Source organism: Collinsella sp. LCP19S3_F2 (genome assembly GCF_052121015.1).
In the GTDB taxonomy this organism is placed as follows: domain Bacteria; phylum Actinomycetota; class Coriobacteriia; order Coriobacteriales; family Coriobacteriaceae; genus Collinsella.
This window is the reverse complement of the sequence record NZ_JBQKFA010000003.1, coordinates 144,980-170,444: the sequence shown is the minus strand read 5'-3', so window position 1 is coordinate 170,444 and position 25,465 is coordinate 144,980. Positions and strand designations below refer to the sequence as shown.

General features: G+C 59.8%; 17 protein-coding genes, 1 tRNA gene, 1 pseudogene and 1 CRISPR repeat array. Of the genes and pseudogenes, 5 read left to right on the top strand and 14 right to left on the bottom strand.

All coding sequences use genetic code 11. From position 1 onward, the window contains the following. From ACTQX9_RS03820 to ACTQX9_RS03795, 6 genes are all read right to left on the bottom strand, one after another. Positions 1 to 6,834 (bottom strand): InlB B-repeat-containing protein, encoded by a 6,834-nt coding sequence (locus ACTQX9_RS03820; RefSeq protein ID WP_441540532.1) that lies wholly within the window; start codon positions 6,832 to 6,834, stop codon positions 1 to 3. A 431-nt stretch (positions 6,835 to 7,265) separates the two neighbouring features. Then, positions 7,266 to 9,029, bottom strand: coding sequence for an ABC1 kinase family protein (locus ACTQX9_RS03815; protein WP_441540531.1), 1,764 nt, complete (start codon positions 9,027 to 9,029; stop codon positions 7,266 to 7,268). 8 nt (positions 9,030 to 9,037) lie between these two features. After that, a complete protein-coding gene (locus ACTQX9_RS03810) occupies positions 9,038 to 9,448 on the bottom strand; it encodes a hypothetical protein (protein ID WP_229770640.1) in 411 nt (136 codons plus the stop codon). Positions 9,449 to 9,601: 153 nt separating this feature from the next. Next, a complete protein-coding gene (locus tag ACTQX9_RS03805) occupies positions 9,602 to 11,125 on the bottom strand; it encodes a C69 family dipeptidase (protein ID WP_441540530.1) in 1,524 nt (507 codons plus the stop codon). Positions 11,126 to 11,224: 99 nt separating this feature from the next. Beyond that, a complete protein-coding gene (locus tag ACTQX9_RS03800) occupies positions 11,225 to 12,079 on the bottom strand; it encodes a bifunctional 5,10-methylenetetrahydrofolate dehydrogenase/5,10-methenyltetrahydrofolate cyclohydrolase (RefSeq protein ID WP_441540529.1) in 855 nt (284 codons plus the stop codon). 2 nt (positions 12,080 to 12,081) lie between these two features. Further along, positions 12,082 to 12,714: a cyclodeaminase/cyclohydrolase family protein gene (locus ACTQX9_RS03795; RefSeq protein WP_441540528.1), complete on the bottom strand. Its 633-nt coding sequence runs from the start codon at positions 12,712 to 12,714 to the stop codon at positions 12,082 to 12,084. 448 nt (positions 12,715 to 13,162) lie between these two features. On the opposite strand from ACTQX9_RS03795, the gene ACTQX9_RS03790 reads away from it, so the two are divergent. The 5 genes from ACTQX9_RS03790 to ACTQX9_RS03770 all read left to right on the top strand — a co-directional run bounded on the left by ACTQX9_RS03790 (position 13,163) and on the right by ACTQX9_RS03770 (position 17,636). After that, positions 13,163 to 14,692 (top strand): InlB B-repeat-containing protein, encoded by a 1,530-nt coding sequence (locus tag ACTQX9_RS03790; protein ID WP_441540527.1) that lies wholly within the window; start codon positions 13,163 to 13,165, stop codon positions 14,690 to 14,692. Positions 14,693 to 15,048: 356 nt separating this feature from the next. Beyond that, positions 15,049 to 15,642 (top strand): hypothetical protein, encoded by a 594-nt coding sequence (locus tag ACTQX9_RS03785; RefSeq protein WP_441042047.1) that lies wholly within the window; start codon positions 15,049 to 15,051, stop codon positions 15,640 to 15,642. Positions 15,643 to 16,039: 397 nt separating this feature from the next. Next, the gene (locus tag ACTQX9_RS03780) at positions 16,040 to 16,210 is read left to right on the top strand and encodes a type II toxin-antitoxin system HicA family toxin (protein ID WP_427795745.1); all 171 of its coding nucleotides are present in this window, start codon (positions 16,040 to 16,042) and stop codon (positions 16,208 to 16,210) included. A 45-nt stretch (positions 16,211 to 16,255) separates the two neighbouring features. Beyond that, entirely contained in the window at positions 16,256 to 16,708 is a 453-nt protein-coding gene (locus ACTQX9_RS03775) for a helix-turn-helix domain-containing protein (protein WP_441540526.1), read from the top strand. A gap of 139 nt (positions 16,709 to 16,847) precedes the next feature. Further along, a complete protein-coding gene (locus ACTQX9_RS03770; RefSeq protein ID WP_441540525.1) occupies positions 16,848 to 17,636 on the top strand; it encodes an ADP-ribosylglycohydrolase family protein in 789 nt (262 codons plus the stop codon). Here the strand turns inward: ACTQX9_RS03770 and ACTQX9_RS03765 are convergent. From ACTQX9_RS03765 to cas5e, 8 genes and pseudogenes are all read right to left on the bottom strand, one after another. Then, complete coding sequence (locus ACTQX9_RS03765; RefSeq protein WP_427795742.1) at positions 17,633 to 17,827, bottom strand: hypothetical protein; 195 nt, start codon at positions 17,825 to 17,827, stop codon at positions 17,633 to 17,635. The two genes, ACTQX9_RS03770 and ACTQX9_RS03765, sit on opposite strands and share 4 nt — an antisense overlap. A gap of 102 nt (positions 17,828 to 17,929) precedes the next feature. Beyond that, positions 17,930 to 18,014: transfer RNA gene (locus ACTQX9_RS03760), tRNA-Leu, on the bottom strand. A 71-nt stretch (positions 18,015 to 18,085) separates the two neighbouring features. Next, the gene (locus ACTQX9_RS03755; protein WP_441540595.1) at positions 18,086 to 18,685 is read right to left on the bottom strand and encodes a hypothetical protein; all 600 of its coding nucleotides are present in this window, start codon (positions 18,683 to 18,685) and stop codon (positions 18,086 to 18,088) included. After that, positions 18,665 to 18,808: pseudogene (locus ACTQX9_RS03750) on the bottom strand (VG15 protein); the annotation flags it as partial. The gene ACTQX9_RS03755 and the pseudogene ACTQX9_RS03750, both read right to left, overlap by 21 nt. 12 nt (positions 18,809 to 18,820) lie before the next feature. Next, a CRISPR array of direct repeats spans positions 18,821 to 22,022; the repeat unit is 29 nt; unit sequence GGGATCATCCCCGCGCGTGCGGGGAGCAG. 26 nt (positions 22,023 to 22,048) lie between these two features. Further along, positions 22,049 to 22,942, bottom strand: a complete 894-nt coding sequence (gene cas2e / locus ACTQX9_RS03745) for a type I-E CRISPR-associated endoribonuclease Cas2e (protein ID WP_441540524.1) — start codon at positions 22,940 to 22,942, stop codon at positions 22,049 to 22,051. Between the two features lie 3 nt (positions 22,943 to 22,945). After that, on the bottom strand, positions 22,946 to 23,938 hold the full coding sequence (gene cas1e / locus ACTQX9_RS03740; RefSeq protein WP_441540523.1) for a type I-E CRISPR-associated endonuclease Cas1e: 993 nt from the start codon (positions 23,936 to 23,938) through the stop codon (positions 22,946 to 22,948). 5 nt (positions 23,939 to 23,943) lie between these two features. Beyond that, entirely contained in the window at positions 23,944 to 24,705 is a 762-nt protein-coding gene (gene cas6e, locus ACTQX9_RS03735) for a type I-E CRISPR-associated protein Cas6/Cse3/CasE (protein ID WP_441032287.1), read from the bottom strand. A gap of 3 nt (positions 24,706 to 24,708) precedes the next feature. After that, the gene (cas5e, locus tag ACTQX9_RS03730; RefSeq protein WP_441540522.1) at positions 24,709 to 25,464 is read right to left on the bottom strand and encodes a type I-E CRISPR-associated protein Cas5/CasD; all 756 of its coding nucleotides are present in this window, start codon (positions 25,462 to 25,464) and stop codon (positions 24,709 to 24,711) included. Position 25,465: the final 1 nt, after the last annotated feature.

The window sequence follows — 25,465 nt, the reverse complement described above, 5'->3', positions numbered from 1 at the left end:
CTACCGACGCTTGGTAAACACGAACACGCCAATGACCGCAAGCCCGATCACGCCGGCCGCTACGCCGGCAATGGCGAGCGGGTTGAAGCCAGACTGCTGTGCCGGAGCCTCAGCGGACTTCTTAGCGGTAGTCGCGGCAGCCGAGCCCGTATCGGACTTGGAGCTGGACTTGCCGGACTTCTTGTCAGACTTCTTGCTGTCCTTCTTGTCGCCCTTGCCGGAATCCTTCTTGGAATCCTTGCCGTCCTTGGTCTCGGTCTTGGTCGACGATACCGGCTTCTGCCCAGGCAAAACAGCGCCGCCGCTCTGCTGGCCGTTTGTGCCGTTACCGGAGCCAGAACCAGCACCGGCATTACCCGAGCCGCCATTGCCGCTATTGGAGCCAGAGTCACCGTTGCCGCCAGGGGTAACGGCATTCTTGGTCCACTTGGCGTAGAGCGTCATATCGGCCGTCACCGCAGCGCTAAAGTCATACGCCTTTGTGCAAGCCTCATCGGTATACCAGCCACCAAAGGTGTAGCCCTCACGCGTCGGATCGGCCGGTTTGGTGACGGTCGAGCCAGAAGCAGGCGTCTGATCGCCAGTCGCAGAGCCGCCCCGAGCATCAAACTTAACGCGATGGGCCTGGGACTTCACACAGAACAAGTGACCTGAGTCGTTCGTGTAGTAAAGGTTGCCGAACTCGTCGCAGACAACCGACGCCATGCAGTAGTTTGCATAACCAGAACCGGGAACAAACACTTCGGTCGCCTCGGCATCGCCCAGCTTGTACATATACACGCCGCCGCCCGAAGTGTAGTTAGGCCAGTTTCCCTTGGCGCCATTTAGGGTGAAGTACACATATGTTTCACCATCGCGCGTGGAGACGAGCGGCGTGCTCTTCGATTCAAAGCCGAGCTCTTCGCCATCGGCTTTCGTAATCTGCCTCACGCTCATATCAGAAAGATCGATGATCGACAGCAGGCCCTTAGCCTTCCAATTGTTCGCAGTCGCACCGCAAATAAAGGCATATTTGCCGCTAAACACGGGCGTTGAAGTCGAGTATGGGGCAAACTGCACCTTCCCGGCCTCGGTAATAGAGCCATCCGAACCAATAGTCAGCTTGTGCAACGTACCATCGTTGCGCGTGACCGCATATACAAAGCCGTCATGAAGGACAAGCGCCGAACGGATATTGCCACCAGATAGCTTAATCGAACCAACAAGCTTTGACAGATCGGCAGAATACACGCGCACCTGGCCGAAATCTCCGCCAACGACATAGTAGCCATTGACCATCAGGCCGCCGGACCAGTAGTAACCTCCGTCAGCGACGGAGGCGCTACCGGCGATGGCGCCCGTGTGAATATTGATGCGCCTGACCGTACCGTTTTGCACGTCATTGCCGGACCAATAATCAAGGGTATTGATATAGACATAATCGCCGTCAACGGTCAGCGAAGACAGGTTCTGGTTCGTAAACGCGTCGGAATACCAAAGCGTCTCAAACGTCTTTGCCGAAACAGCCTGCAGATAGCCGCCCGAAAGCGGAATCAGAATGATGCCCTGCGCAATAACGGGACGGCAGGTGCTATCCATGGAAGAGCCAAGCTCAAGCGAGCGTACGACGGAACCCGTCTCGGGGTCGATCTCATTCAGAGCGGCATTCCACGTCTTTCCGCCCCATACCGAAGCGCCCGTGACAAGGTACACCTTTCCATTCGCGACAATGGGGTCAGACGCAGAGGCGCTTGCGCCTGCCTTCTGCTGCTCTTCGGTTAAAAGGTTGAGCGCCCAGGAAGGCGTATCGGTCTTTGTCGTAGGCGTAAGGGCATCCGTTGCGGATCCCGAGCCACCGTTCGCAAAGCCATTCCATGCCGTATCGACATCGGGATGCTCAGCCCCAGGATTGGTGGCAGGCGCCGACGAAGGCTTCTGTATGCCATCGCCCTTAACGTAACGGAACTCGACGCAATCGCCGTTCTTAAGGCAATAGCTCGAGGCGCCGAAGTTCGCAAACCCATTGTTTACGTAAAACGACCAGAAGCTGTAAGGCGCGGCGCTCGTTGTGCCCAGCACGCGGCCATCGGGCATCGTCGCACTCGTAAGACCCAAGGCGTTTGCCTCAAGGTTCGTACAACCGGCAGCCGTCATAAGCTGCTCGAGTACCGACTCGGCCGTCGTGTCATCGTCGGCGGGAAGCGTAAGCTCGGTCAAGGGCACCACCGATTGCTCGGTGTAGTTGCCGTCGGCATCACTTGCGGAGACGCCCGTGACCTTGGCCGTCACCGTAATGGTCTTGCCCTCGTTCGGGTTGTCGAGCCCCGTCGTTCCCTTGACGTTTACCGTCGCAGAAACATCCAAGCCGGCAAGCACCGCGTAGTCCGAATTGTCGGGATAGCGCTCGGCATAACGGGCAAAACGCTCACTCTTCAGACGGCCGCTAATCGTGACTTTCGTGTTGTATTCGGGCTGAGTGAGGATAAGATTCTCATGCGCGATAACCCTCGGTTTGCTCGACTTGAGCAAACGATAGGTGTTCTCCGTGCCGCCGGGGAGCTCGCTGAACACGAAGCCGTAATGTCCCGAAGCCTCTTCGGTGGAATAGCACCAGTTAACGCCGAGTCCTTGGCCATACACCTTAAGCGGTGCATGCAGGTTGCCCGTCACGCTGGAGGCATTTTGGCCATCAAGAATACCCAAGTAGAACGAAGACTTCGCAAGGCTCAGGTGGAACAACTCGGCATTGAGCTCGTCCTGATTCTGCGGAGAAATCGCAAAGTCGAGGGTCCTGCTTGCCGTGACTTCGGCGTTGGACTTATCGGTCACCGTAAGGGTGACTTTGGTCTTCGCTGCCTCGACGCCAGGCAGCGGCTGATAGACCGTACCCTTGTAACCGTTAAACGTGATGTCATCGGTGCTGGCGGAGTACTCGACCTTGTAATACTTGCCGTCGACACCAAGGTTCTTGGGCTGTGGCATTTGCAGGTCGGCGGTTAGGCCGTCCTTGTCGGCAACCGTTTTGGTGCCGTAGTACTTGATATTGTCGTAGGTAAAGGCCGCATCGACCTTTGCCTGCAGGTCGGCCTTGTCGGATGCAACCTTATCGGGGTCGCCCTTGACGGTCACCGTGAAGTCGTGCGATCCGGCAAGCTTGATGTCGCCATTCGTAACCGTAACCTTGGCGGTCAGCGTCACGTCTCGGTCGCTCGATGCGCGCGAGACCGTACCCGTCTTATCTTCCCAGCTAACACCAGAAACAGACAGGCGCTCGGTGTCGGAGCTTGTCCATTCAACAGAGAATTTCTTTGCGGAACCCGCCTTGTGCGGAAGCGTGACATTTTGGGTCACGCCATCGGCGGACTCGCCCGCCGCGTAGCCAATCTGCAGGGATTCGGCGGCTCCGTCAAGAAGGTCTTGCAGCTTGGCCTCGTCCCAAGCAACCTGTACCGACTTGTTGGGCTGGTAAGGCTCAGTCTTGCCATCGCGTGACAGCTCAAACACCACATCGGCGCTACGCAGACCGTCGATGTTGTAACCGGTGTAGTCGTTGGGGTCGATGTAGAAGAAGGTCACATCGCCGTTGGTCTTATCCTGGGCGTCGGAGATACGGACCGTGGCCTTGGCATCCTCTACCTTAAAGAGCACGCCGCCCTCGGAGACCTTAACGTCAACGTCGGTAAATCCCAGATTGGCAAGCTGCGCCTTCAGGACATCGTTGACGTTGCCGCCCTCGGCGCTGTAGTCAACAACGATTTGCTTGTTGGCATCGTTGAGCTTTTGGACTGCAGCCTCGAGCGAGTCCGCGGCGATAACCTTGTTGGCGGAGACGAGCTCGACCGCTGAGCTGCCGCTCGTGGCGACAGCCTTCAGATACTTGCCCGCGGCAGAAGCCGAAACCGTTGCCGTAGCGCCCGACATATCGGACAGCAGCGTCCAGTCGCTAGCGGGAGCCTTCGCATCGTGGGCGGCATACCAGACAACGGTCGTCTTGTCAGTGACGTCGATGCCATTGGCGGTCGAGCCATCGGCACGCTTGGCTTGCACCATTGCCTTAACGCTATCGCCCGAAACAAGATGGGTCGAATCGCTATTGATCTGAGGGAGCGTGGTCACGCGCAGCAGGGCGTACTCCCCCGCCGCAGTAACGCTGTCAGAGGAAACCCACGCGACGGTGTTGTCGAGTGCGCTTGCCGTAAGCTTGATGCGCTTACCCACGAGAGCGTCGCCGATCGTCAGCGCTCGGCTCTCGGCATCGATACCGTCAGCGACCTCAACCCAATCGGCATCACCCTCGCCCTTGGCATACCACGTGACCGTAAGCTTGGCATCCGCAGGCAAATCGGAATCGAACCAGCTCGAGGAACCGGGAATCTTGACGCACGGCGTAAGCGTCGTGCCAACGGAGAGCACCGCGGTAGACGCTTCCTTGGGCCCAACGGACTTAAGCGTATACTGACCGGCAAGCGTCACAGGACCCACGGGGTTAACAGACTGCGTGCTGCCGTAGCTCTTCTTTTGCGTGCTCTTGACAGAGTTCTTGCTCGTTGCAATCACGCGAATGTACTTGCCCACCATGTCGTTGGTCGGCGCATACGTCGCAGAATCGGCTGCGTCGGCAATGTTCTCAAAATGGCTATCGAGAGGGCTCTTGTCGCTGGAGTACTGCCACTGATAGTGGACCTTATCGGAGGCCGAGACACTGGTGTAGGAGTTGCCCTTGGTCGCCTTCGCGGTCAGAACGTTGCCTGCGGCAATCTGACCAGATGCCAACGCACCCTCAACCGTCACACCGTAAAGCTCAACAGAGCCGGCCTCGACAACGAGAACAGCACTCGACTCCTCGTCACCAAAACCGCCGTTAGCACATGCCCTGACATACTTACCAGCGTAGGACGCATCGGGTGTAAAGGTATTGGTGGTCGCGCCATCGATCTTCGTCGTGCACGTCGTCGACGTGTCGCCGCAGTACCACGACCACGCAACGTGCTCGTTGGCGGTCACATCACCCGAAGCCGCATTAGCGGTCGCCGTGATGGCCTCGCCTGCGTTGGCCTCGCCCGTCTTGTCGAGCTTAACGCTCGTGATGTTGACGGAGCCGGCAGCACCGATAAGGCTCGAGCCCTTGGTGATGTAGTCGCTGTTGCCAATCTTTGCGGTAATGTAGCAACGAACCGACTTGCCCTCGTAAGGCGCGAGCTTCAGAGTGCTGGACGTCGCGCCCTCGATATCGGTGTAGTCGCCGCCCTTTTTATCCGCAACCTGCCACTGATAGTTCAGCTTGGACGCATCGATGTACTCAGAGGCGCCCTTCTCTTTAGCGAGGGCTTGGACAGTATCGGCGGCGGTGTAGACGTAGGTTCCCGAGATCGAGCCCACGGGGGCCAGAATGGCGGAGTAGATGACCACAGCACCGGCCTGTTTGAAGGGACCCACGCCATAGCCGGCCGACCAGTTGCCGAACGAGACATCGTTCGCGCCCGCGTTCGCAGACACTGAGACATAGTAGCCCTCAAGGTCGTCAGTCACGGTAAGCGTGGGACCGAACTCTCCCTCGATGGTCTCCCACGTGGTCGAGCTGCTGGGTGCCGAGGCGCCCTTGTACTTCTTCCAGGTGTAGGTGACCTTAGAGTTATCGACGTAGGTGGGGCTGTAACTCGAGCCGGTGTACGCCTTAGCCGTGAGGGTCGCGCCGATCTCCGTGGAGGAAGCGGAGAGCTCGACGCCTGCGAGCTTGACCGCGCCGGCCTTGAGCACAGCATCGGAAGTCTTCACCTCGACATCATTTACACCCGCGTTGGCGACGACCTTCAGATACTTACCGGCTAGATTCTCGGGCACAGTAAAGGCGGCAGACGTCGCATCGTCAATCTTGGTCCAGTCGGAGTTCTTGTTTGTCGACTCGTACCAGGTAAAAGTAACGTTGGTGTCGCTCGTGACGGGCGTGTTATGCGAAACGTACGCCGTAGCCGTAACCTCATCGCCGACAGCAGGCGAAGAATTGCTCAGCTTAACGGAATCGAGCTGAGCCTGGCCAACACCGAGCACAGGGCCAGGGATGTCCTTGGCGTTGATGCCCGAGCCGTACGAAACCGAGGGGCCGTAGTAGTCCTTGCCATCTGCCGTTACCTTGCAGATGAAGTACTTGCCAACCATGGCGTCGGTAACGGTGAGTGACTGTTCGTTGCCTACGATCTCGGTGTAATTGGCGACGTTGCTGCTCGCCTTAACCGTGCCGGCAAGCCAGGTGTAGGTCCAGGCGCCGGGGTTGCTGACGGACCGAGTTTCGGTGGTGGGGTCACCCCAATCGTCCTCGGTCTCCACCTCGTCGTACATATTGGCCCAAAGCGTTTCGCCCGCGCTGAGCGCGCCCGACTTCGTGGAATACGAGTTGTCCTTATCCTTGGTGTCCTGGATGAAGACCTTGGCCTCGCTGGAAAGCGTCGTGGCAGAAGCGGCGTCAACGGCGTTCTTCTGCTCCGAGGCAGCAGGCGTCGCAGCAGAGTTCTCGGACTCAGTCGCGTTGTCTGCGGCGGTGTCATCGCCATTCGCGGCACTCGCAGTTGCGCCCTGATCAGCGTCGGCGCCATCGGCAGCAGCGCTCGCCGCCGCGCTGTTCGCGTCGGCGCCGGCGGCAACGCCCTCGTCGGCCGCCGCGCCCTCGCCGCCCGTCGCAGCCTGAGCCACAGACTCGGCAATGCCCTCGGCGCCCTCGGCCCAGAGTTGCGCCGGCGTGGTGCCAAAAGCCATGGCAAAAGCCAGGAACGCCACCAGACCGCGCTTGGCTATGCCGCGGGCAATCGCTCCATGACGACGCCACGAGGCGCGCTGGCACTCGTCCTCAAACATATCCATTTGTCTCCTATTGTCTGAACTTGGGACATTGCCCAGCGGCTGCCCCACGTCATCGCGCATATTGCGCTCGAGTACCCCCATCGGGGTCCCCCTTCCCTCCAGAGCCCAACGCGTACCGGCGGCATGCGCCGCGGCCGCGTACAAGATGGGAGGCGATCCGACTTAACCTTACCGGCCCGGGCACGCCGTCCGATCTGCGACGCGACCATCCCGGGCCAAGAGGAATTACGGTTACTGGTACAGCCGGGGACTTGCACCCCGATTCTCCCAAACACGCAGGAAAACCGCGCATTCGTGCGTCTCCGCACCACCATCTAGGCCATCGATTATTACTGTCAATATGGTAGCACGCAAAAGGGCCCCGCACGCAGGCGAAGCCCAAGGTAAAAGCTATTGTTTGCGATAGGAGAATGCGGTGACGGTCGCAGTCTCTACCGCTTGCCGCCGTGACTGTTGCGCCAGATCTCGCGGCCCAGCATCAGCGCCAGCGCCAGCGCACTCACGTAGCCCATAAAGCCAATGACCGGGATACCGAACACAACCGGCTCGATGCGCGCGTAGTACACCACCGACGAGCCGATAAACAGGCCGGCGATCACAATTGCCATCGACATGCGGTCGACAATTCCACCCAGCTGTCGCAGCGCCTTATCGCTGCTCATGATCTGCGTGTTCACCTTAAGCTGGCCGCGCGTGAGCATGCGCGACGCCAAGCCCAGATACTCGGCCGCCTCGAGCGAGCCTTTTGCCGCGCGATAGCTGCTCGCGGCAAGATCGTGCCCCATTTCGCGGACGCGCGCATAGGTGCTCTTCTCGTTTTTGATGTGCGTCTGGATGATCTGGATCATGTTGACGTCGGGCATATACTCGGTCAGCAGACCCTCGAGTGTCACCATGCCACGCGCGAACATCGTCACCACGCTCGGCAGCTCAACGTCGTTTTTGCGCGCCAGATTTAACAGCGAGGTTAAAAACTCGCCGATATCCAGGTCCTTAAGGTCGAGCCCTGCAAAGTCGGCGACGATAAAGTCCAAGTCGGACAAAAAGGCCGAATGGTCGAGCTCGGCAGAATCGCCGCGCGTCACGGCAAAGCGCATAAGCGAATCCTTGAGCTTGGGAACGTCACCTTCGGCCACGGCGAAAATCATATCCTTGACGATACCGCGGTCGTGACTCGACATGCGCCCGACCATGCCCAGGTCGATAAAGTAGACGATGCCGTCCTTGAGGATAATGTTTCCCGCATGCGGGTCGGCATGGAAAAAGCCGTCGTCGAGCACCTGCGTCGAGTAGTCCTCGACGATCGCGGCGCCAATCTTTTCCAAGTCATAACCCTCGGCCTCAAGGCGTTTGGGGTCGGCAATGGAGATGCCGTCGATGTAGTCCATGACCACGACGTGTTCGGTGCAAAGGTCCAAGTAGGATTTGGGACACGAGACGCCATGCACGCTTTTGTGGAAGTCATAGAAATCGTTGAGGTTTTTGGCCTCGGCCAAAAAGTTGGTCTCCTCGCGAAACGAGGTCCACAGCTCTTCGACCACGCCATGCAGGTCCACAAACTGGTCGGTGTTGACGAACTTGGAAACGATGCGCACCACCGAACGGATGATGTCGATGTCCTGAGCCATCACCTGCTGCGCGCCGGGGCGCTGCACCTTAACGGCCACGTCCTCGCCAGTCACCAGACGGGCGCGGTGCACCTGCGCGAGCGACGCGCTACCGAGCGGGTTGGGGTCAATCGCGTCGAATATCTGCCCCAGGCGCTGGCCGTATTCCTCTTCCAAACAGCGGAGCACTACCTCATACGGCACCGGCTCTACGTCGGAGCGCAGACGGCGCAGCTCGTCGCAAAACCGCTGCGGCAAAATCTCGGAGCGGTTAGCCAGAATCTGCCCCATCTTAACGAACATGGGGCCGAGCTCTTCGAGCAGACGACGCAGGCGCACCGGCGTGAGGTTATCCCACACGCGGTACTTTTTGATCAGGCGAACGATCTGACCGATGCGCTCACGACGACCTGCCGGCGTGAGCTGGTATTCCTCGTCCGGCGCCATCGCGTCGGGCTCCTCGGGGACCATATCGACAGCGCGCGGCTTCTTGCGAGCGCCCGAGACGGCGGCCTCGACCTCATCGACAACCGCCGCCTCGTCACCCAAGGGATCTTGATTGCTGTAATCGGTGGTGGAATCTGCCATCTGCGCTGCTACTCGGCCTCTTCGGCGTCCTCTGCGTCGTCGGGCTCAACGGACTCGACGGGCACCGAGGTCACGTTGTCCTCGACCGAATCGACGATGTCGCGCACATGGGCCAAAAAGGCCGTGCGCTCGGGGGCGGTCATGACGCGCACGCGGGCGAGGATGAGCTCGTCGAGCACGCGCTGGGCCGCGGTCTCGCCCTGCATGCCCAGGCGCTCGGTCAGGTCGGAGATGGTGCCGCCGGCCTGTTCGAACATGTCGGACACGCTGCGGGCGATATCGGGGGTGCCGGCGTCCTTGCGCACCTGCTCGCCCTTGGCATTGAGGTCGTCGAGGACCTTCTTGCCGCCCTCGACGGCAACGGCGGCGGCACCGAAGCCCACGTTGATGGCACCGTTAACAAGCTGATCGAATTTCATAACCATGGTTGGCTCCAATCGTGAACAACTTCATTGGCCTACTTGTACCCAAGATTGAGCAAACGACACAAAATCGTTTGTCACCGGGATAGAAATCGAGCGAGGCAAAGCCTTTGACGGCGTTTGCCTCGCTCGTTCGCTGCAATGTGGCTTTTACCTAATGTTATCGTTCATCGCGAAGGAATTCTTCATGGCACAGCTCGTGGTGTAGAGCACCTTACCCAACAGGGCATCGGTCTCCACGCGCACAAGCTCGGCAAAGGCCTCGTTGGCGCGGGCGAGCTCGGCGGGCACCTCGGCCTCGGGCAGTACGGCTACAACGGCGTCAACGTCGTGGATCTGCTTGTGGCCCATGCCGCCGACCTTCTCCTGATAATCCTCGACCGCGCGACCGCACTCATGGAAGCGAACATCGGCCAAGGCGCCAATCAGGCGATTTGCCCAATAGAAATTCTCGGACGTCACGCGAGCCTGCGTGTCGGCATAGTACTCGGGCATGGTCTCGACATTGGCGTACAGCGGCACAAGCGCGTTAAACGAGTTGGAGCCAAACGCCATCCACTGCACGGCGCGATACGCCGGCTGCGCATAGGGGCGCAGCTGCAGCACGGCGAGCTGGCTGTTGCGGTTGATGCCGATGGGACGATAGGCGCCGCGCGTGGCGGGCGTACCCTTGCTGCCGTAGCAGTCGTACTCCGTGCCCTGGTAGTGGCTCGAAAGCACGTACTTGATGTCCTCGAGGGTCACCTTGCGCTCGGGCACGCGGCTCCAGGGAATGTCGTCGCTCTCGGGCGTGTAGTCGGCGTCGGGACCGTCCCACACATCGCTGGGGTTGAGACAGCGCTGCATGTACCAGGCGCGCGGTGTGTTGTAGACGTGGTCGCTGTCGCTGTGCGAGCCAAAGGCCTCGCGCGGGTTAAAGACCGCGGCGGGACCGTCGCCCTTAACGCCCAGCGTCAGGTCCAGATGCCACTCGGCCATCCAGGTGCGTAGGTCGGCCGAGCACATGTGGTCGACCTGCGCGCCCTCGGCGTCGTCCAAGTCAAAGCTGTCGATACCCAGCTGGTTGGGCATGGTCACATAGGCGTCGTCGGGCACGCGCTTGGCGATCCAGTGGTGGCCGCCGATGGTCTCGAGCCACCAGATCTCGTCAACGTCGCTAAAGGCGATGCCGTTGTTCTCGTAGGTGCCGTAGCGCTCGAGCAGGTCGCCCAGAATGCGCACACCGTCGCGGGCGGACTTGGCGTATGGCAGCACCAGGGTCACCATGTCCTCCTCGCCCAAACCGCCGGGCTGCGCCGGCACATAGCCGTCCTCGCCCTCGTTGCCCTTGGCGGGCACGAAATCCACGAGCGGATCGGCGCCGCGGACGCGCTCGTTGGTGGTGAGCGTCTCGGTTGCGGACATGCCAACATTGAGCTCGTTGAAACCGGCCTCGGCCCAAATGCCATGACCCGGGACAACGTCGGGGACGCTTGTGTAACGCATGGGATTGTCGGGCAGCTCAACGGTCAGGTGGCTCAGGACACTCGTGTAGACACGCGGCTGCTCGTCGGGATGCACTACGCGCATGCGCTTGGGCTCAAACACCCCATTGGACGAGTCCTCGTTGCGGGCAACCAGCGTCGACCCGTCGTAGCTCGCGTTCTTACCGACCAAAATCGTTGTGCACGGCATGCGCATCCTCCTTGAGCGAAGAAATCAAACGGCAACAGTGTATCGCTTCGGTGCAAAAAGGGCGAAACCACAGCCTCGGCAGCCCCCGTGGTCAAAAGCCTATTTCGATGTGCGCTCGACCGCTTCGATCACGTGTTTGGCGAGAATCGCGGTGGTCACAGCCCCCACGCCGCCCGGCACGGGTGTGATGGCGTTAACGATTGGCTCCGCAGCATCAAAATCGACGTCGCCGACCAGCTTGCCGGCGGCCTCGTCCCAGTTAATGCCCACATCGATGATCGTCTGGCCCTCGCGAACCGCATCCGCGCCAATCGTGTGCGCGCGCCCAACGGCCGCAACCACAACATCAGCCGCACGACACTCGGCAGCAAGGTCGCGCGTATGCGTATGGCACGTCGTCACCGTGGCATTGCGAGCCGTAAGCATGGCGGCAACGGGACGGCCAATCACCTGAGACCGACCGACGACCGCGACCTTGGCCCCATCCAGCTCAACACCGTAATGGTCCAGCAACGCCAACACGGCCTCAGCCGTGCAAGGAGCAAAGCCCTCGCCTCGCCCCGAAAGCGTGGTAAGTAGCGAGGCCGGCGTCATGGAGTCGACATCCTTGGCGGGATCGAGTGCCGCGGCAACCGCATCCTCGTCAAGCCCAGCGGGCAGTGGGCGAAACACTAGGCAGCCATGAACGGCGGGGTCGGCATTGATGTCCTTAATAGCCGCCAGCAGCTCATCCTGCGAAGCATCGGCAGGAAGCAAAACGCGGCGAGCCTCAATGCCAGCCTTTTCACAGCGCTTGAGGGCGCCGCGCTCGTACGATAGATCGTCCTCGCGCTCGCCCACACGAACGATGGCCAGCGTCGGCACAACGCCGCGTTCGCGCAAAGCAGCGCAGCGAGCGGCAAGTTCCTCGGTCAAAGTACGGGCAACGGGAGCGCCTTTGAGCAGCTCGGCCATGGCTATCCCCTCTTCCTGGCTGCGTCGGCGGCACGGCGCGCCAGCGCATCGGCACGCGGCAGCCACGTATCGAGCAGCTCATCGCACGCCGCCTCGAGCTCCTCGGCGCGTGCCCGGTCTTTCATAGACGTAGTGTTGGCAAAGAGCGTCAGACTCGCGCCCTGCATGGCGGCGCGGCAGAACACGGCGCCACAAGCCACGTCGGACAGCAGCTGGCGCGACCCCTTGTCCGCCATGTCCTCGAGCAGCGCCAGCGCGCGCCCGCAGGCATCCATAATGCGATACGGTGGCATAGCCGCCACGTGCAGCGCATCCTGAATCGCAGCCGGTCGAGCCGGATCCTCGCGCGAAATACCGTACGCCGCGGACACCTGCCCGTAGGCACGAACGTCCTCGGCAACCAACTCGACAAGCTCCTGGGCCAGCTCATCAGCCTGAGCAAACGCGTGCGCCAAATCGTCCGCTCGATCGGCAAGCGCGGGATTGGTCGCACCGTAGCGAGCAACCATCCCGCAAAGTGAGGCTCCCAGCGCGCCCACAAAGGCGCTCGCGCTACCGCCGCCGGGAACCGGCTCGCGCGCGGCAAGCGCCTCGGCAAACCCTCGGCAGGTCTTATCCATCATCTCTTGGCTCATGTGCATGCACCCTCAATGCTTGCCAAGCTAATCGGACAGTCGGCGCCGCCCGTACGCATCGTGTATTTCGTGGTGCCTAGTCTAGCCCATAAGAGCATTCGCGTCAGTGCGCCCAGTTATCGCACTTTTCTATGGCGGGCGATAGGCGCAACATCGCTGCGCTTATCGCCAAGCAATCAATCGCGACCCCTATCAAGGTCAGTCTTGCGCCCAGTCCATTGGGCCATAGACACACCAAGTGCCATCGCGCAAACCACACCGGCAAAACGAATGTATCTTTGTTGCACAATCCGATGCAACAAAGATGCAGGTATGCGGAATAAATATGCAAGAAGCGTGAGAAAGATTGGCGTACCGATAAAGGCGCGAAATAGGGGTTTAGCAAAATGTCAGAAGCTCTATAATATTTATGCTGATTTAATACTTTTAGAGTCGAAGGAGTCTCAGCATGAAGTCGTTTTTGAAAACGGTCTCTCGTGCGGTCGCAGCGCTGTTTGCCGTTGCGCTCGTCACGATGGGCGTAGCATCGCCTGCTTTCGCAGACGGTGCCGCCGGCACGATTACCAATGCCCGCACCGGTGAAATCTACAGCGATCTTGCCACCGCTACCGAAAAGGCGGAGAGCGGCGACACCATCAAGCTCGGCGAGGGCAACTATACCCTCTACGGCGTGAGCTCCGTGGGTCACACCAAGGGCAAGGACCTTACCTTTGAGGGTCTAGGCACGGACAAGACCGCATGGAACATCGGTGCGGAGGTTCCCGATCCTGCAAACTATGGTACCGAGTACAACGGCGACTATTCCTTTGACGGCGCCGGCACCGTTACGTTCAAGAACATGAAGCTGCGTTCGGGCTCTGCGGACTATCTTGGCTTCATTCGTGCCGACAAAACCGTGGTAGACAGCTGCATTGTTAATGGCAAGACGTTCTACTGGGGTTATTCTTCCGCCGAGTTCAGGAACACGACGTTCAACGCCCCGAATGGCGATTACGCCATCTGGACGTACAGCTCGCCGACCATGACGTTTGACAGCTGCACCTTTAATGCCAGTGGCAAGGTTATTAATGTCTACACCGATGCCGGTGCCGGCAGCCATGACATTACCGTTAACGTGAATAATTGCACGTTCAACTCGGCAACCAGCTTGCTTGCCCACAAGCAAGCTTTGAACATCAACGACTCTAATATGGGGGACTTCAAGTACATCCTCAACATTACCGGTACCAATACGGTTAACTTTACCGGTAACTATGCTAAGAATGCGCGCGACATCACTACCTGCTCGCAGCTCTTTGGCTTTGGTGGCAAGTCGGGCAACGACACCGGCCGCACCGATGTCTACATTGGCGGCACTCTCGTGTGGTCCAAAAAAGAAGGCGAGACGTTCAAAGGCGAGATGAAGACCCACTCCTACACCGACGGCGAGCATGACAACGCCTACGATGTCACCTACACCGAGTGGGCCTCTGACAATGCCGGTACTTGGACTCGTACGGGAACCCCTAAGTGCAAGTACTGCGGCTTCGTCAAGCCTGATTTCGTGGAAAAGGCCTACGATCTCTCCTACGACCTGAACGGTTCCGAGGATAAGCAAACTGTCGATTTCGCTACCGTCGAGCACGTTACCGAGGCCGAGGTTACGGCCGAGCAGCCGGTGCGCAAGGGCTACTCCTTCGTGGGCTGGAACACCGCAAAGGACGGCTCCGGCACAAGCTATGCCGCGGGCGATAAGGTTGAGCTTTCCGCTCCTGTGACGCTCTACGCCCAGTGGAAGAAGGATGAGCCCGCGCCCAAGCCTTCCGACAACAAGCCTTCCGACAACAAGCCTGCCGGCAAGCCTGCAAATAAGACCAAGGCAAACAAGCAGGATCTGCCCAACACGGGTGACGCCTCCGCCAACATCGTCGCTGCTATAGGCATCATGGCAATCGCCTGCTTTGTCGCCAGCGCTGTCGTGTCTAAGGTTCGCAAGTAATTTCAACTTCGAAACACGCCGCAGCAACTTGTTGCAACGCAAAGGGGTCCGCACCGCAAAAGGTGCGGACCCCTTTTTGCACAAAAAGCTGTGGCGAGACACCCACGATGACTACCCGGATGCGTCCATCGTCAAGATTCGCAGCCCCCGGCTACGCTCCGCCCCACCGCACCAAACATGGGACCAGTGGAAGGACAGCAGCACCGGCCCTCCCCTCTTTTGCGCCCGGACATATTGCCACTTAACGGCGCAAATCCAGCCCTCAGAATGGGACACATGGCCCACCCTTACGAGCCGCTCGCGCGTACAGTAAAGGCAGGTAATCCATGGGCGGTTACAGATGAGGAGACACGACCATGAAAAAGAAGGCCTTTGCGATTCTCACCCTCTGCATCAGTCTCTTTGCTGCAGTTGCCCTGGTGGGTTGCGGCGGAAGCGGTGGCGCTACCGGCAGTGGCGGTGGCGGCGGAGCAGAAAAACCAGCCGTGGATATGAGGACCGACTTCATCTGGTTTAAGGTCGAGGTCCCCGAGGGCGTCGAGATTACCGACGTCGCTGGCGACACCGCCGATAGGGCCCAGTTTAAGTTCACCGAGAGCGAGCACGCCAGCGATCGCTTCATCCCTGTCTTCGACTCTGACAAGAACGCCGACGAGCTGTTCGACTACGAGGCAAAGTGGAAGGCCAACTCCGGATGGACCGAGAGCGACCCCGTTAAGTACAACGGCAAGACCTGGCGCAGCGCCTACTTCACGCACTCCGGCGGTGTGACGACCGAGTACTTCACCGACGTTGACGGTGGCAGCGTGTATGTGCGCATCGACAACGTAGAAGAGCACAAGGACGCTGTCGAGACCATGATGAAGTCCCTGGAGTTTGCCGATGACATCGCCAAGGCCAAGACCGAGGCCATGGACGTCAAGCTCGACGATATCGAGATCAAGCGCTAAAGCTCCAACGGCATGCAGCAGCGCCGTTTTAGCTCAGCCGGGATGCAAGGTGTGACTCCTTGCATCCCGGTTTTTTGTGTTCGAAAGCGCCCGGTCACATCACCATATTGAGCACGTTGACGAATTCCTGCGCCTGGGAGCGGCTGCTCAGGCTAAAGACACAGGCAGTCAACAGCCGGTTACGTAGAAAAACGTCGCGGTCCTTGATCCTGTCGACCCTTTTCGCGGTCGCGCGCAGAACACCAAATCGTGTCCGCACGAGCAAATAAACTAATACCACAAGGAATATAAGCCGCCATCCAAGGATGGCGAAGTGAGACAAAGGGTTAGCAATAGCGAAGATTTAAGTCTAAAACCCTTAGGAAGTGCTAATATATAGTTATTGAAAGAGGCTAAGATGCAGAGACGCGAATTGATCCGCATCCTCGAAGAAGCCGGCTTCATCTCGAAAGGAGGCACTAATCACGAGAAGTTCGTCAAAGGAGATAAACTCGTGCTCGTGAAACGCCACCGAGAGATTGAGGATCAAATTACCAAAAGAATCTTAAGGCAGGCAGGACTTCGATAGCTCATCCTCATCACATTTCGCATCGAGTTTTAGAGGAGGTCTTACATGGTTTACGTATGGGAATTCGAGTTCTTTGATTCGGACGGCGTTGTCGACGCTGTGCCATGTGGCTCGCTGGGCGGAGGTGGAACGTTCGGATCCGACCTAAACGACGCTGTCGAAAGCGCCGCCGATTTTCTCGCATGTATGGTAGACGATCACCTTATGGGCGGCGTCGATCTTCCCGCGCCGGACTTTGGACACCAGCCACAACACGGCGGCAAGATTATCGCCGTGGCCGTCAGCCGCGAACTCGGCGACATCCCCGCCGTCACCGCAGCGGATGCCGCTCGTATGCTCGGTGTTAGCTCAGCACGGGTATCGCAACTGATAAATGCAGGACTGTTGGATTCATGGAAGGATGGCGCCAAGCGCATGGTGTCCAAAGCTTCCATCGAGGCACGACTCGCCGACGCCCCAAAGGCAGGACGCCCGAAAGAAATGCCTGTTGCCGTGTAAAGAGACGTCTATGCATACCATTTTGACATATTGACCATTGAGTTCTCTCGATTCGCTACGCACCGCGTCGCGAATCGAGCTGGACATATTGCCGCTGATTGCCGCGCATCTCCAATCCGAAGTGTAAGAGGAGTTTTCCATGACAGACAGACCGAAAACAACACTGCGCGACTGCATCTACGGACTTGCCGTCGGCGACGCGCTGGGCGTTCCATACGAGTTTATGCCTCGCGGCACGTTCGAATGCATGGACATGATCGGCTACGGCACGCATGGGCAACCCGCCGGCACCTGGAGCGACGACACATCTATGACGCTTGCTACCTGTGACTCGATTAGGGAGCTCGGGCATATCGACACCGCAGACATGCGCGACAAGTTCGTAGGCTGGATTGCCCGTGGCGAGTATACGATTGACGGTGTTTTCGATTACGGCGGCACGACCGCTCGAGCCCTGCGCACCGGCAAAGGAGGCTCCGGCGAGCGCGACAACGGCAACGGATCGCTCATGCGCATCGCGCCCCTGGCGTTTGTCGACGCGACGGACGAAGAGATCCGTGAGGTCTCTGCAATCACCCACGCTCATAGAACATCGACCGACACATGCGTCATATTTATCGAGCTGATGAGAGACGTGCTGAGCGGCGCACTCCCCTCGTGGGCGCTGCAGCTGAAAAGCGCGCCCGAGCACGAAATCAGATCCGGCGGCTTCGTGCGCGACACGCTTAAGGCAGCCACCTGGTGCTTCGTCAACACCAGCAGCTACGAAGACTGCGTGCTTGCCGCCGTCAACCTGGGCGACGACACCGACACCACCGCAGCCGTCGCAGGTGCACTCGCAGGCACAACCTACGGCATGGACGCAATTCCACAGGAGTGGGTCGGCACCCTGCGCGGTAAAGAGCTGATTGAGAACTGCCTGTTTTAGGGCGCATCGGTAGCAGAAACAAGCCAGAAGGCATCATGGAGAGGTCGATGTTGCGTGAGGCTGCGAAAGTCTTTGCGCGACTCATTCAGCGCGTTCTCGTAGAGCGCCTTGTAGTCGGGCTCTTGACCGGTCTCTCCGCCCTGTGCAGGGTCGATCGGATCGGTCTCGGCGGGCGTGGTCTCCTGGGCCATGCTCCCTCCATTTCCGCCCCGTGCGGGGCATCGTCTTGCCCCGTGCGGGGCGCTTTTCGGCATGAAAAAGACCACCCGTGCGGATGGCCTGGTTCAACGTTTTGGTCGGGGCGGCGGGACTCGAACCCGCACGGGCGATGCCCACGTGCTCCTGAGGCACGCGCGTCTGCCATTCCGCCACGCCCCGATGTGGGGTATAATCAAGTCGACCGGAGAAAGCTTGGGCTACGGGGCCCGGGCAGACCTCCGGTCATTTTTTTAGCTCGTATATTCGGCCGTTTTTACCACGAAGATCTTCGTTATATCCGGATCATCGAGAAGCTGTGCCATGCGGACAAGTGCCTCATCTTCCGTGATTCGGCTTTCCGTAATATCCAGAAGAAACTCGGGGCCTTGCCTATCGAGCTTCGCGGTGATCTCCCCTACCGCCTTCTTGACCTTTGGGGAGCTGATTGTCTTGAAGTCGCAGGTGACACCGTCGAGGAGGACGTCCGATGTGTTACCGTCCGTGCCTTTATGGTCGTTCGGGTTCCTGAATTTAATCTTATGGCCAGTTTTTGCCAGCCACATCGCCTCCTGAAGCTCCTTTCCGTCGAGTTTCGAGAAGTCCTCGATCTCGATTGGGTTTTCAGGAACCACGGAGCGGACAGCCTTTGCGTAGCATTCGCGATACGTAGTTTTTGTCGAACCGTTTTTTAGGTGAGCCGCCCACGCGTCGTCGAGGGCTCCTTGGAGCGCTTCGGCTTCCGCGCCCGCATCATCAGGATAATCTGGAATCTCCTTTTTCGATTTCTTGGCATCCTCGACGCGGTCGCTCCATCTCTGTGCGTCCTTCGGATCGTGCCCCTCGACGAGCACTTCGTACTTGTCACCCAAGAAGCTCGGCACGATCTTGCACGTGCAGTGCCTGTGCCAGTGGTCGAACTGTCCTGCCGTCTTCCGGCTATGGTAGACCGCCCCGCGCCCGGCGAGCATCAGGCAGAACGCGCATGTGGGATCATCCCCGCGCGTGCGGGGAGCAGGCTCGCTAGAAGTCGACATCGACGCCCAGCCCGGGATCATCCCCGCGCGTGCGGGGAGCAGAACCCGCCCGTGGTCGTGGCGGACGGAAACGTGGGATCATCCCCGCGCGTGCGGGGAGCAGCGAGCAGACCGCCGCTCGGCGCTCCGCACGTGAGGATCATCCCCGCGCGTGCGGGGAGCAGGACGTAGCCGGAATAATCCGGCTCTATATCGCGGGATCATCCCCGCGCGTGCGGGGAGCAGTCGGCAATCATCGTCTGGTGGTGGTGGTGCACGGGATCATCCCCGCGCGTGCGGGGAGCAGCGGCTAATATCCGTGGCTGTCTTGTCGCTGTCGGGATCATCCCCGCGCGTGCGGGGAGCAGGCCGTGCTCGACCAATAGCGGTGCGGGAAGACGGGATCATCCCCGCGCGTGCGGGGAGCAGGGTCAGTATCCTATTTCAAAACAGCCGGCATCGGGATCATCCCCGCGCGTGCGGGGAGCAGTCACTTGTGGTGGTTGACCCATCCACCCATCCGGGATCATCCCCGCGCGTGCGGGGAGCAGTTCTTTGCCGCGCGGGCTCCCCCGCCGGCCCCGGGATCATCCCCGCGCGTGCGGGGAGCAGCTGCGGGGGCTTTTCTCGTTTATGGGCTTCTCGGGATCATCCCCGCGCGTGCGGGGAGCAGCGCTCATTGCAGATGCGGTGGGCAGGCTGCACGGGATCATCCCCGCGCGTGCGGGGAGCAGCTTCGTCGCAAGGTCGATGACTTTTGCGACGTGGGATCATCCCCGCGCGTGCGGGGAGCAGTACTTAGGCGGCTCGATGATATAGCGCGTCTCGGGATCATCCCCGCGCGTGCGGGGAGCAGGACGTTTATGCAATCGCCAACGAGTTGTTCGAGGGATCATCCCCGCGCGTGCGGGGAGCAGTGGAGGCTGTTCCTAACGCTTTGAACAGCTCTGGGATCATCCCCGCGCGTGCGGGGAGCAGGCCGAGTGGTCGCGGGGGACGAGTTGACCACGGGGATCATCCCCGCGCGTGCGGGGAGCAGTTGATGGCGGCGAGGACGGTGCCAATGACAGCGGGATCATCCCCGCGCGTGCGGGGAGCAGCGGTTCACCATCGCCATGCACACGGTGGAGAGGGGATCATCCCCGCGCGTGCGGGGAGCAGTCCATGACGCTCAACCTCTGGCAGCGCAACATGGGATCATCCCCGCGCGTGCGGGGAGCAGTACGGACTAGACAAGCTAGTGCATGATAAGTCGGGATCATCCCCGCGCGTGCGGGGAGCAGGCAAAGTTGGTGAGCGCTGCGCCACGTGCAAGTGGATCATCCCCGCGCGTGCGGGGAGCAGTCACGCCTGCGCTCCTTCGAGCTGGACATGGCGGGATCATCCCCGCGCGTGCGGGGAGCAGTGTGGAACATCCTTGAAATCGGCGCCGCCACCGGGATCATCCCCGCGCGTGCGGGGAGCAGTCGCCGCTGACGAGTTTCTTGAAAATCGCCGGGGGATCATCCCCGCGCGTGCGGGGAGCAGCAGACGACATCGGCGTACTCGTCACCGCGTGCGGGATCATCCCCGCGCGTGCGGGGAGCAGCGATTTCCGACGCTCTTGCGCTCTACGATTTCGGGATCATCCCCGCGCGTGCGGGGAGCAGTTGTCGTCGGTGGCGAGCATGGCCACGAGCTCGGGATCATCCCCGCGCGTGCGGGGAGCAGTCCGGCTCGGTGAAGGGACTGCTCGACAGCGCGGGATCATCCCCGCGCGTGCGGGGAGCAGCTCAACCTAGACGGTTTGATGGACGCGGGCGAGGGATCATCCCCGCGCGTGCGGGGAGCAGGAGGGCATCGAAGTAAAAAACTAGCGGCGCTCGGGATCATCCCCGCGCGTGCGGGGAGCAGGCCATCCCGCAAACGAGAGCATCGCTTCTAGCGGGATCATCCCCGCGCGTGCGGGGAGCAGTACGAGCTGTCATGCGGGCATCAGGCTGTCGGGGGATCATCCCCGCGCGTGCGGGGAGCAGCTCAAGACCAAGGACACCACCAACCGACCGCTGGGATCATCCCCGCGCGTGCGGGGAGCAGGCTATCGCAAAGAAGTTCGACGAGACCGTCATGGGATCATCCCCGCGCGTGCGGGGAGCAGCCGAATGGCTGAACGAGAGCCGTTCTGATCGTGGGATCATCCCCGCGCGTGCGGGGAGCAGGCCATGCAGACGCTCACGACATGCGTCCAGACGGGATCATCCCCGCGCGTGCGGGGAGCAGTAACGAACGCCATTGGAGTAGTCGCGCTCGGCGGGATCATCCCCGCGCGTGCGGGGAGCAGTAGCGAACGCCCTTTGAGTAGTCGCGCTCGGCGGGATCATCCCCGCGCGTGCGGGGAGCAGAGGGTCTTGGCCTGCGGGGAGAGGACGAAGGCGGGATCATCCCCGCGCGTGCGGGGAGCAGTCGGCAATCATCGTCTGGTGGTGGTGCTGTACGGGATCATCCCCGCGCGTGCGGGGAGCAGCACCCGTTCGGTTTTCTTCTGCAACATCGACAGGGATCATCCCCGCGCGTGCGGGGAGCAGAATCGGTGGCGCGCATGGCGTCTCGGTTGCCTGGGATCATCCCCGCGCGTGCGGGGAGCAGCACATCGACCATCTTGAGATGCTTGGCAAGCAGGGATCATCCCCGCGCGTGCGGGGAGCAGATCACGTACGCCAACGGCATGAAGGTATCGACGGGATCATCCCCGCGCGTGCGGGGAGCAGTAGAGCTGCCTTGTCATGCTCATTGAATCGCTGGGATCATCCCCGCGCGTGCGGGGAGCAGGAGGCCGTTCATGCGCAGAGGAGCGCCCTTGCGGGATCATCCCCGCGCGTGCGGGGAGCAGGTCATCATCCGGCAGGAATGGACAGCGCCGGAGGGATCATCCCCGCGCGTGCGGGGAGCAGCCTAGCATCTTCAGCTGGCATTCGTATACGGGGTGGATCATCCCCGCGCGTGCGGGGAGCAGATCGCACACCACGCATTCGACTGGTCGGTTCCAGGATCATCCCCGCGCGTGCGGGGAGCAGCCGACCTCGAACTCGCAGCGGACAGCGAACATGGGATCATCCCCGCGCGTGCGGGGAGCAGTCGGTCTGGACGTTGTTGATGAACAGCGGTCGGGGATCATCCCCGCGCGTGCGGGGAGCAGACTTAAAAATCCCAGCTCAAAACACCCTATCCCTTTGATGTGGACCCCATTTTAATCAGTTTGCTAAACAAGCTCAAGGTCGCCTCACAATCAGACTCGGCACGATGGGGTATTTGATTGTCAAGGTTCAAAAGGCCGAGCAGGGTCTTCAAGCGATAGTTCGGCGCATCGGGCATCTTCTTCTTTGCCAGTGTAATGGTGTCGATGCACTCATTGTCAAAATCGTCTAGGTCGCATTCTTCGCACGCTGCCTGCACGAAGCCGGTATCGAACGAAGCGTTATGCGCAACCACTATGCGGCTCCCGACAAAGGAAAGCAGGCCGCTCACCGCTCGCTCAAGCTCGATCCCCTTTTCGGCAAGCATCTCATCGGTAATGCCTGTTAGCTCGACTATCTTCTTAGGGATCCCTTTCTCGTATCGAATAAGTTCATGGAACCTGCCCGCCTCAACACCCTGCTCAACTTTGATGGCGGCAATCTCGATAATCGCATCTTTGTCCGGGTCCAGCCCCGTGGTCTCAACATCAAGTACAACGTATTCGCGCGGCTCGTCCGTTTCGGCTGCCACGCTCCCGCGACGTGCCTTCGATCGCATCGCCGCGTAACTCCATCCCACTCTCTTCGTGCCAAGGGCCTTCATGCGCGAAGGCGAAGGCCGCATCATCAGCTTGATGCCATCAAAATCGATAGGTTCCCACGCGGTGTTGTGCACTCGATAGTTGAGGTGTTGCTCGTTGCGTGCAGAAAAAACCATCGTGGCACGCCCTGTTTTGCATTCTTTGCAAATACGGCTCCAAAGCTCGTCCCTTACACGCGCGCTCACCCTGCCGACATACACGCCTAGGCTAATCTCCTGCAACCATTTCGTTAGGTCGCCGCGAAGTGCAAGAGGGCATTTTTCCAAAACAACAACAATCACCCGTTATCCTTCCACAAGCACTCCGTTATTCTCTTCGGTGGCATCCACCTGGACGTCGTTTTCCTTGCCATAGGACACTCCAAAAGCAACGGCAGGGCGCCTCTCATCCCAGAGGAACATCGTATCGATATCAGGCTCGTCCTCTGTCTCGAAGTCGCCCAGCAGCAGACCCCTGATATCGCGAGCACAGCGCTCCATTATCTTCCCGTCAAGAAACGCATCACGAGTGCACCGACGCGTTTCCGCCCCGATATCCTCTGGAGGATCGGAAGCCACTTCGAAAGCGATGGGAATCGTCACCTCTGCTTTATACAAATCGGCAATGTCATACACAAACGAGCGCTCATGGCCAACGTGGACAAATCCCAATGCCGGAGAGCACCCCAGCGCCACAATCACGCTGTGAACGACTCCGTAAAGGCATGCATGGGCAGCCGACAGCGCCTGATTGATTGGGCTTGCATCAAGAAAATCATCGGGGTTGTATTCCCTCCCCTCCCATGGGACGTCGTATTGCTTCGACAGCCGCCGATAGAGTGTTCGAATCCGAGCTCCCTCGCGGCCACGGAGCTGCTGCATCGTGTAATTCGATACATCCTCGCCGGGAAAGCGCATGCCGTACATCGCTCGTGCCACGGCAAGACGCCTTCGAGTGTTCGACACGAGTTCAGCCTGCGCGACAACCAACCGAGAAGAATGGGTGAGCGGGCGGCCGTGCGCATAGTAGCGAACGCCGTGCTCGCCCACCCAAATCACGCTTGTCCCCGAATCGCCGAGCAACTCAACCGCACGATGAGAGATATTGGTCCCAGGCCCCAGCATAAGCACCCCAAGAGAAGCCGCGGGGACATACGCCGTTCCGCGCGCATCGGTTATGCTCACTGCGCCATCTTGCCTGCTCACAAGACATCGCTCGACATAAAGAAACGTCATTCGCTCCTTTATCGTGGGCAGTGCGCGCAAATCAGGCTTGATCATGCCAGGATTATCGCCCATGCCGCTCACCTATCCAGTGGAACCAGCGTGAGAAGGCCGCATCCGAATCCTTTGGCATGCCCGATGCCACACACAAGCGCATGGCGCAAGGCATCAGCATCGGTCACGCGCAACACGCCATCGTACTGGGCGCGCGTAAAGGTGACTTTGTTTCCTTGGACACCCTTGGTAAACGAGATTCTGTTGGAATTACTAACAATCAAGCTTGGACAGCCCTCATCGTCGCTCAAAACCTCAAAACCATTCCTTTGGGCACGTGATCCCCGCTCGGGCGCAAAAATGCTTGGCACTTCCTTGTCGGCGCCCTTATATGCTTGAGCTCCAACGAGCCAGGCAGTTTGCTCCAGAATGGTCAGGTGGCCAATTCTATTTCTCTTAGGTTCGCCCTCGCTGTTTAGCAGGTCGCTTTTGCCGCCACGCGTGCTTCTGTTGAGCGACGGATTCGCTACCAAGCGAAACGAATAGGTCTGTCCGTTCGAGATGCGCCCCAAAAACGGATCGTATCCGCGCGTGCCCCACTGCGGTTCGCAGTCGGGCCACCCGATTTGTTCATCAAGCCCTACCAAGCTCGGCTTGCCAGGGCTCACGATATAAAGGCGAGAACCCCCATCAGGCATTCTATCCACGCGCCAAAGCACGCGGCCGTCCCCGCTCGTCTGAGAAAAGGGGAAGCTGCCTGCAATCGCCGCATGCATGCGATAGGGCGAGGCGAGCATCGCACGCGACTCCCTCCGCGTCATATTGATGGGAAACTGGGTAAAGAACATCGGCTATACCTCCTTTCCTAGAGCAGAACAAGGATCATGGTCGGCCTGCGTGCCAACATATTTCGGGTTCCTAACCGTTGCTGTTGTATGGGCAACAGTACGAAAGCTGTATTGGCGATGCTCCTGCGAAAAGCTGATGGGCACGTCGCGCAGCGGAACATCGTAGCCCTCGCCTTCGTCAGAACCCTGCTTATCGTAGAGAATCTCCAGGTCAACGCTTTCTTTACCGCGGAACTTCCAGTTGCCCTGATATCTCTCGCTTGCTTCCCAGGGGTGACTGCGCAAAGCTTGGAGCAACGCCGCATCCTCAAACAGCCCAATATGTACTCTGCACGCGGGTGGACAGGAACGGCGACCTAGAAACAGGGGAAACGCCGGAGCGTCAAGCGCCTCGGCGCACCTTTGCAAGAGTCCCAAATCGCCCTCAAGGGCCGCAACAAACACAGCATCGGCCAGATAATGCCGACAAGTTAAAGGCAGGGCATCGCCCGACACCCATCGAGCGCTCTGCGAGTCCCACTTTCGTTTGTGCTCGGTTTGAAAGTCGCTTACAAATGTTCCAGGCTGATCGATACGCACGCCAAAGCGCAATGCTGCAAGGTCATCAACGGGATCTGTTCGGTAACGGCCCAAAGCTGAGGCAAGCAGACCCACAACGCCGCTCTTCGTCGGCTCGTGCTCTGTTCCGCGCTCAGCGAACCTACTCGAAGACCCCCACGATTGCAGCGGACCCGCCAATTTGAGCAGCAGGACCGCCATG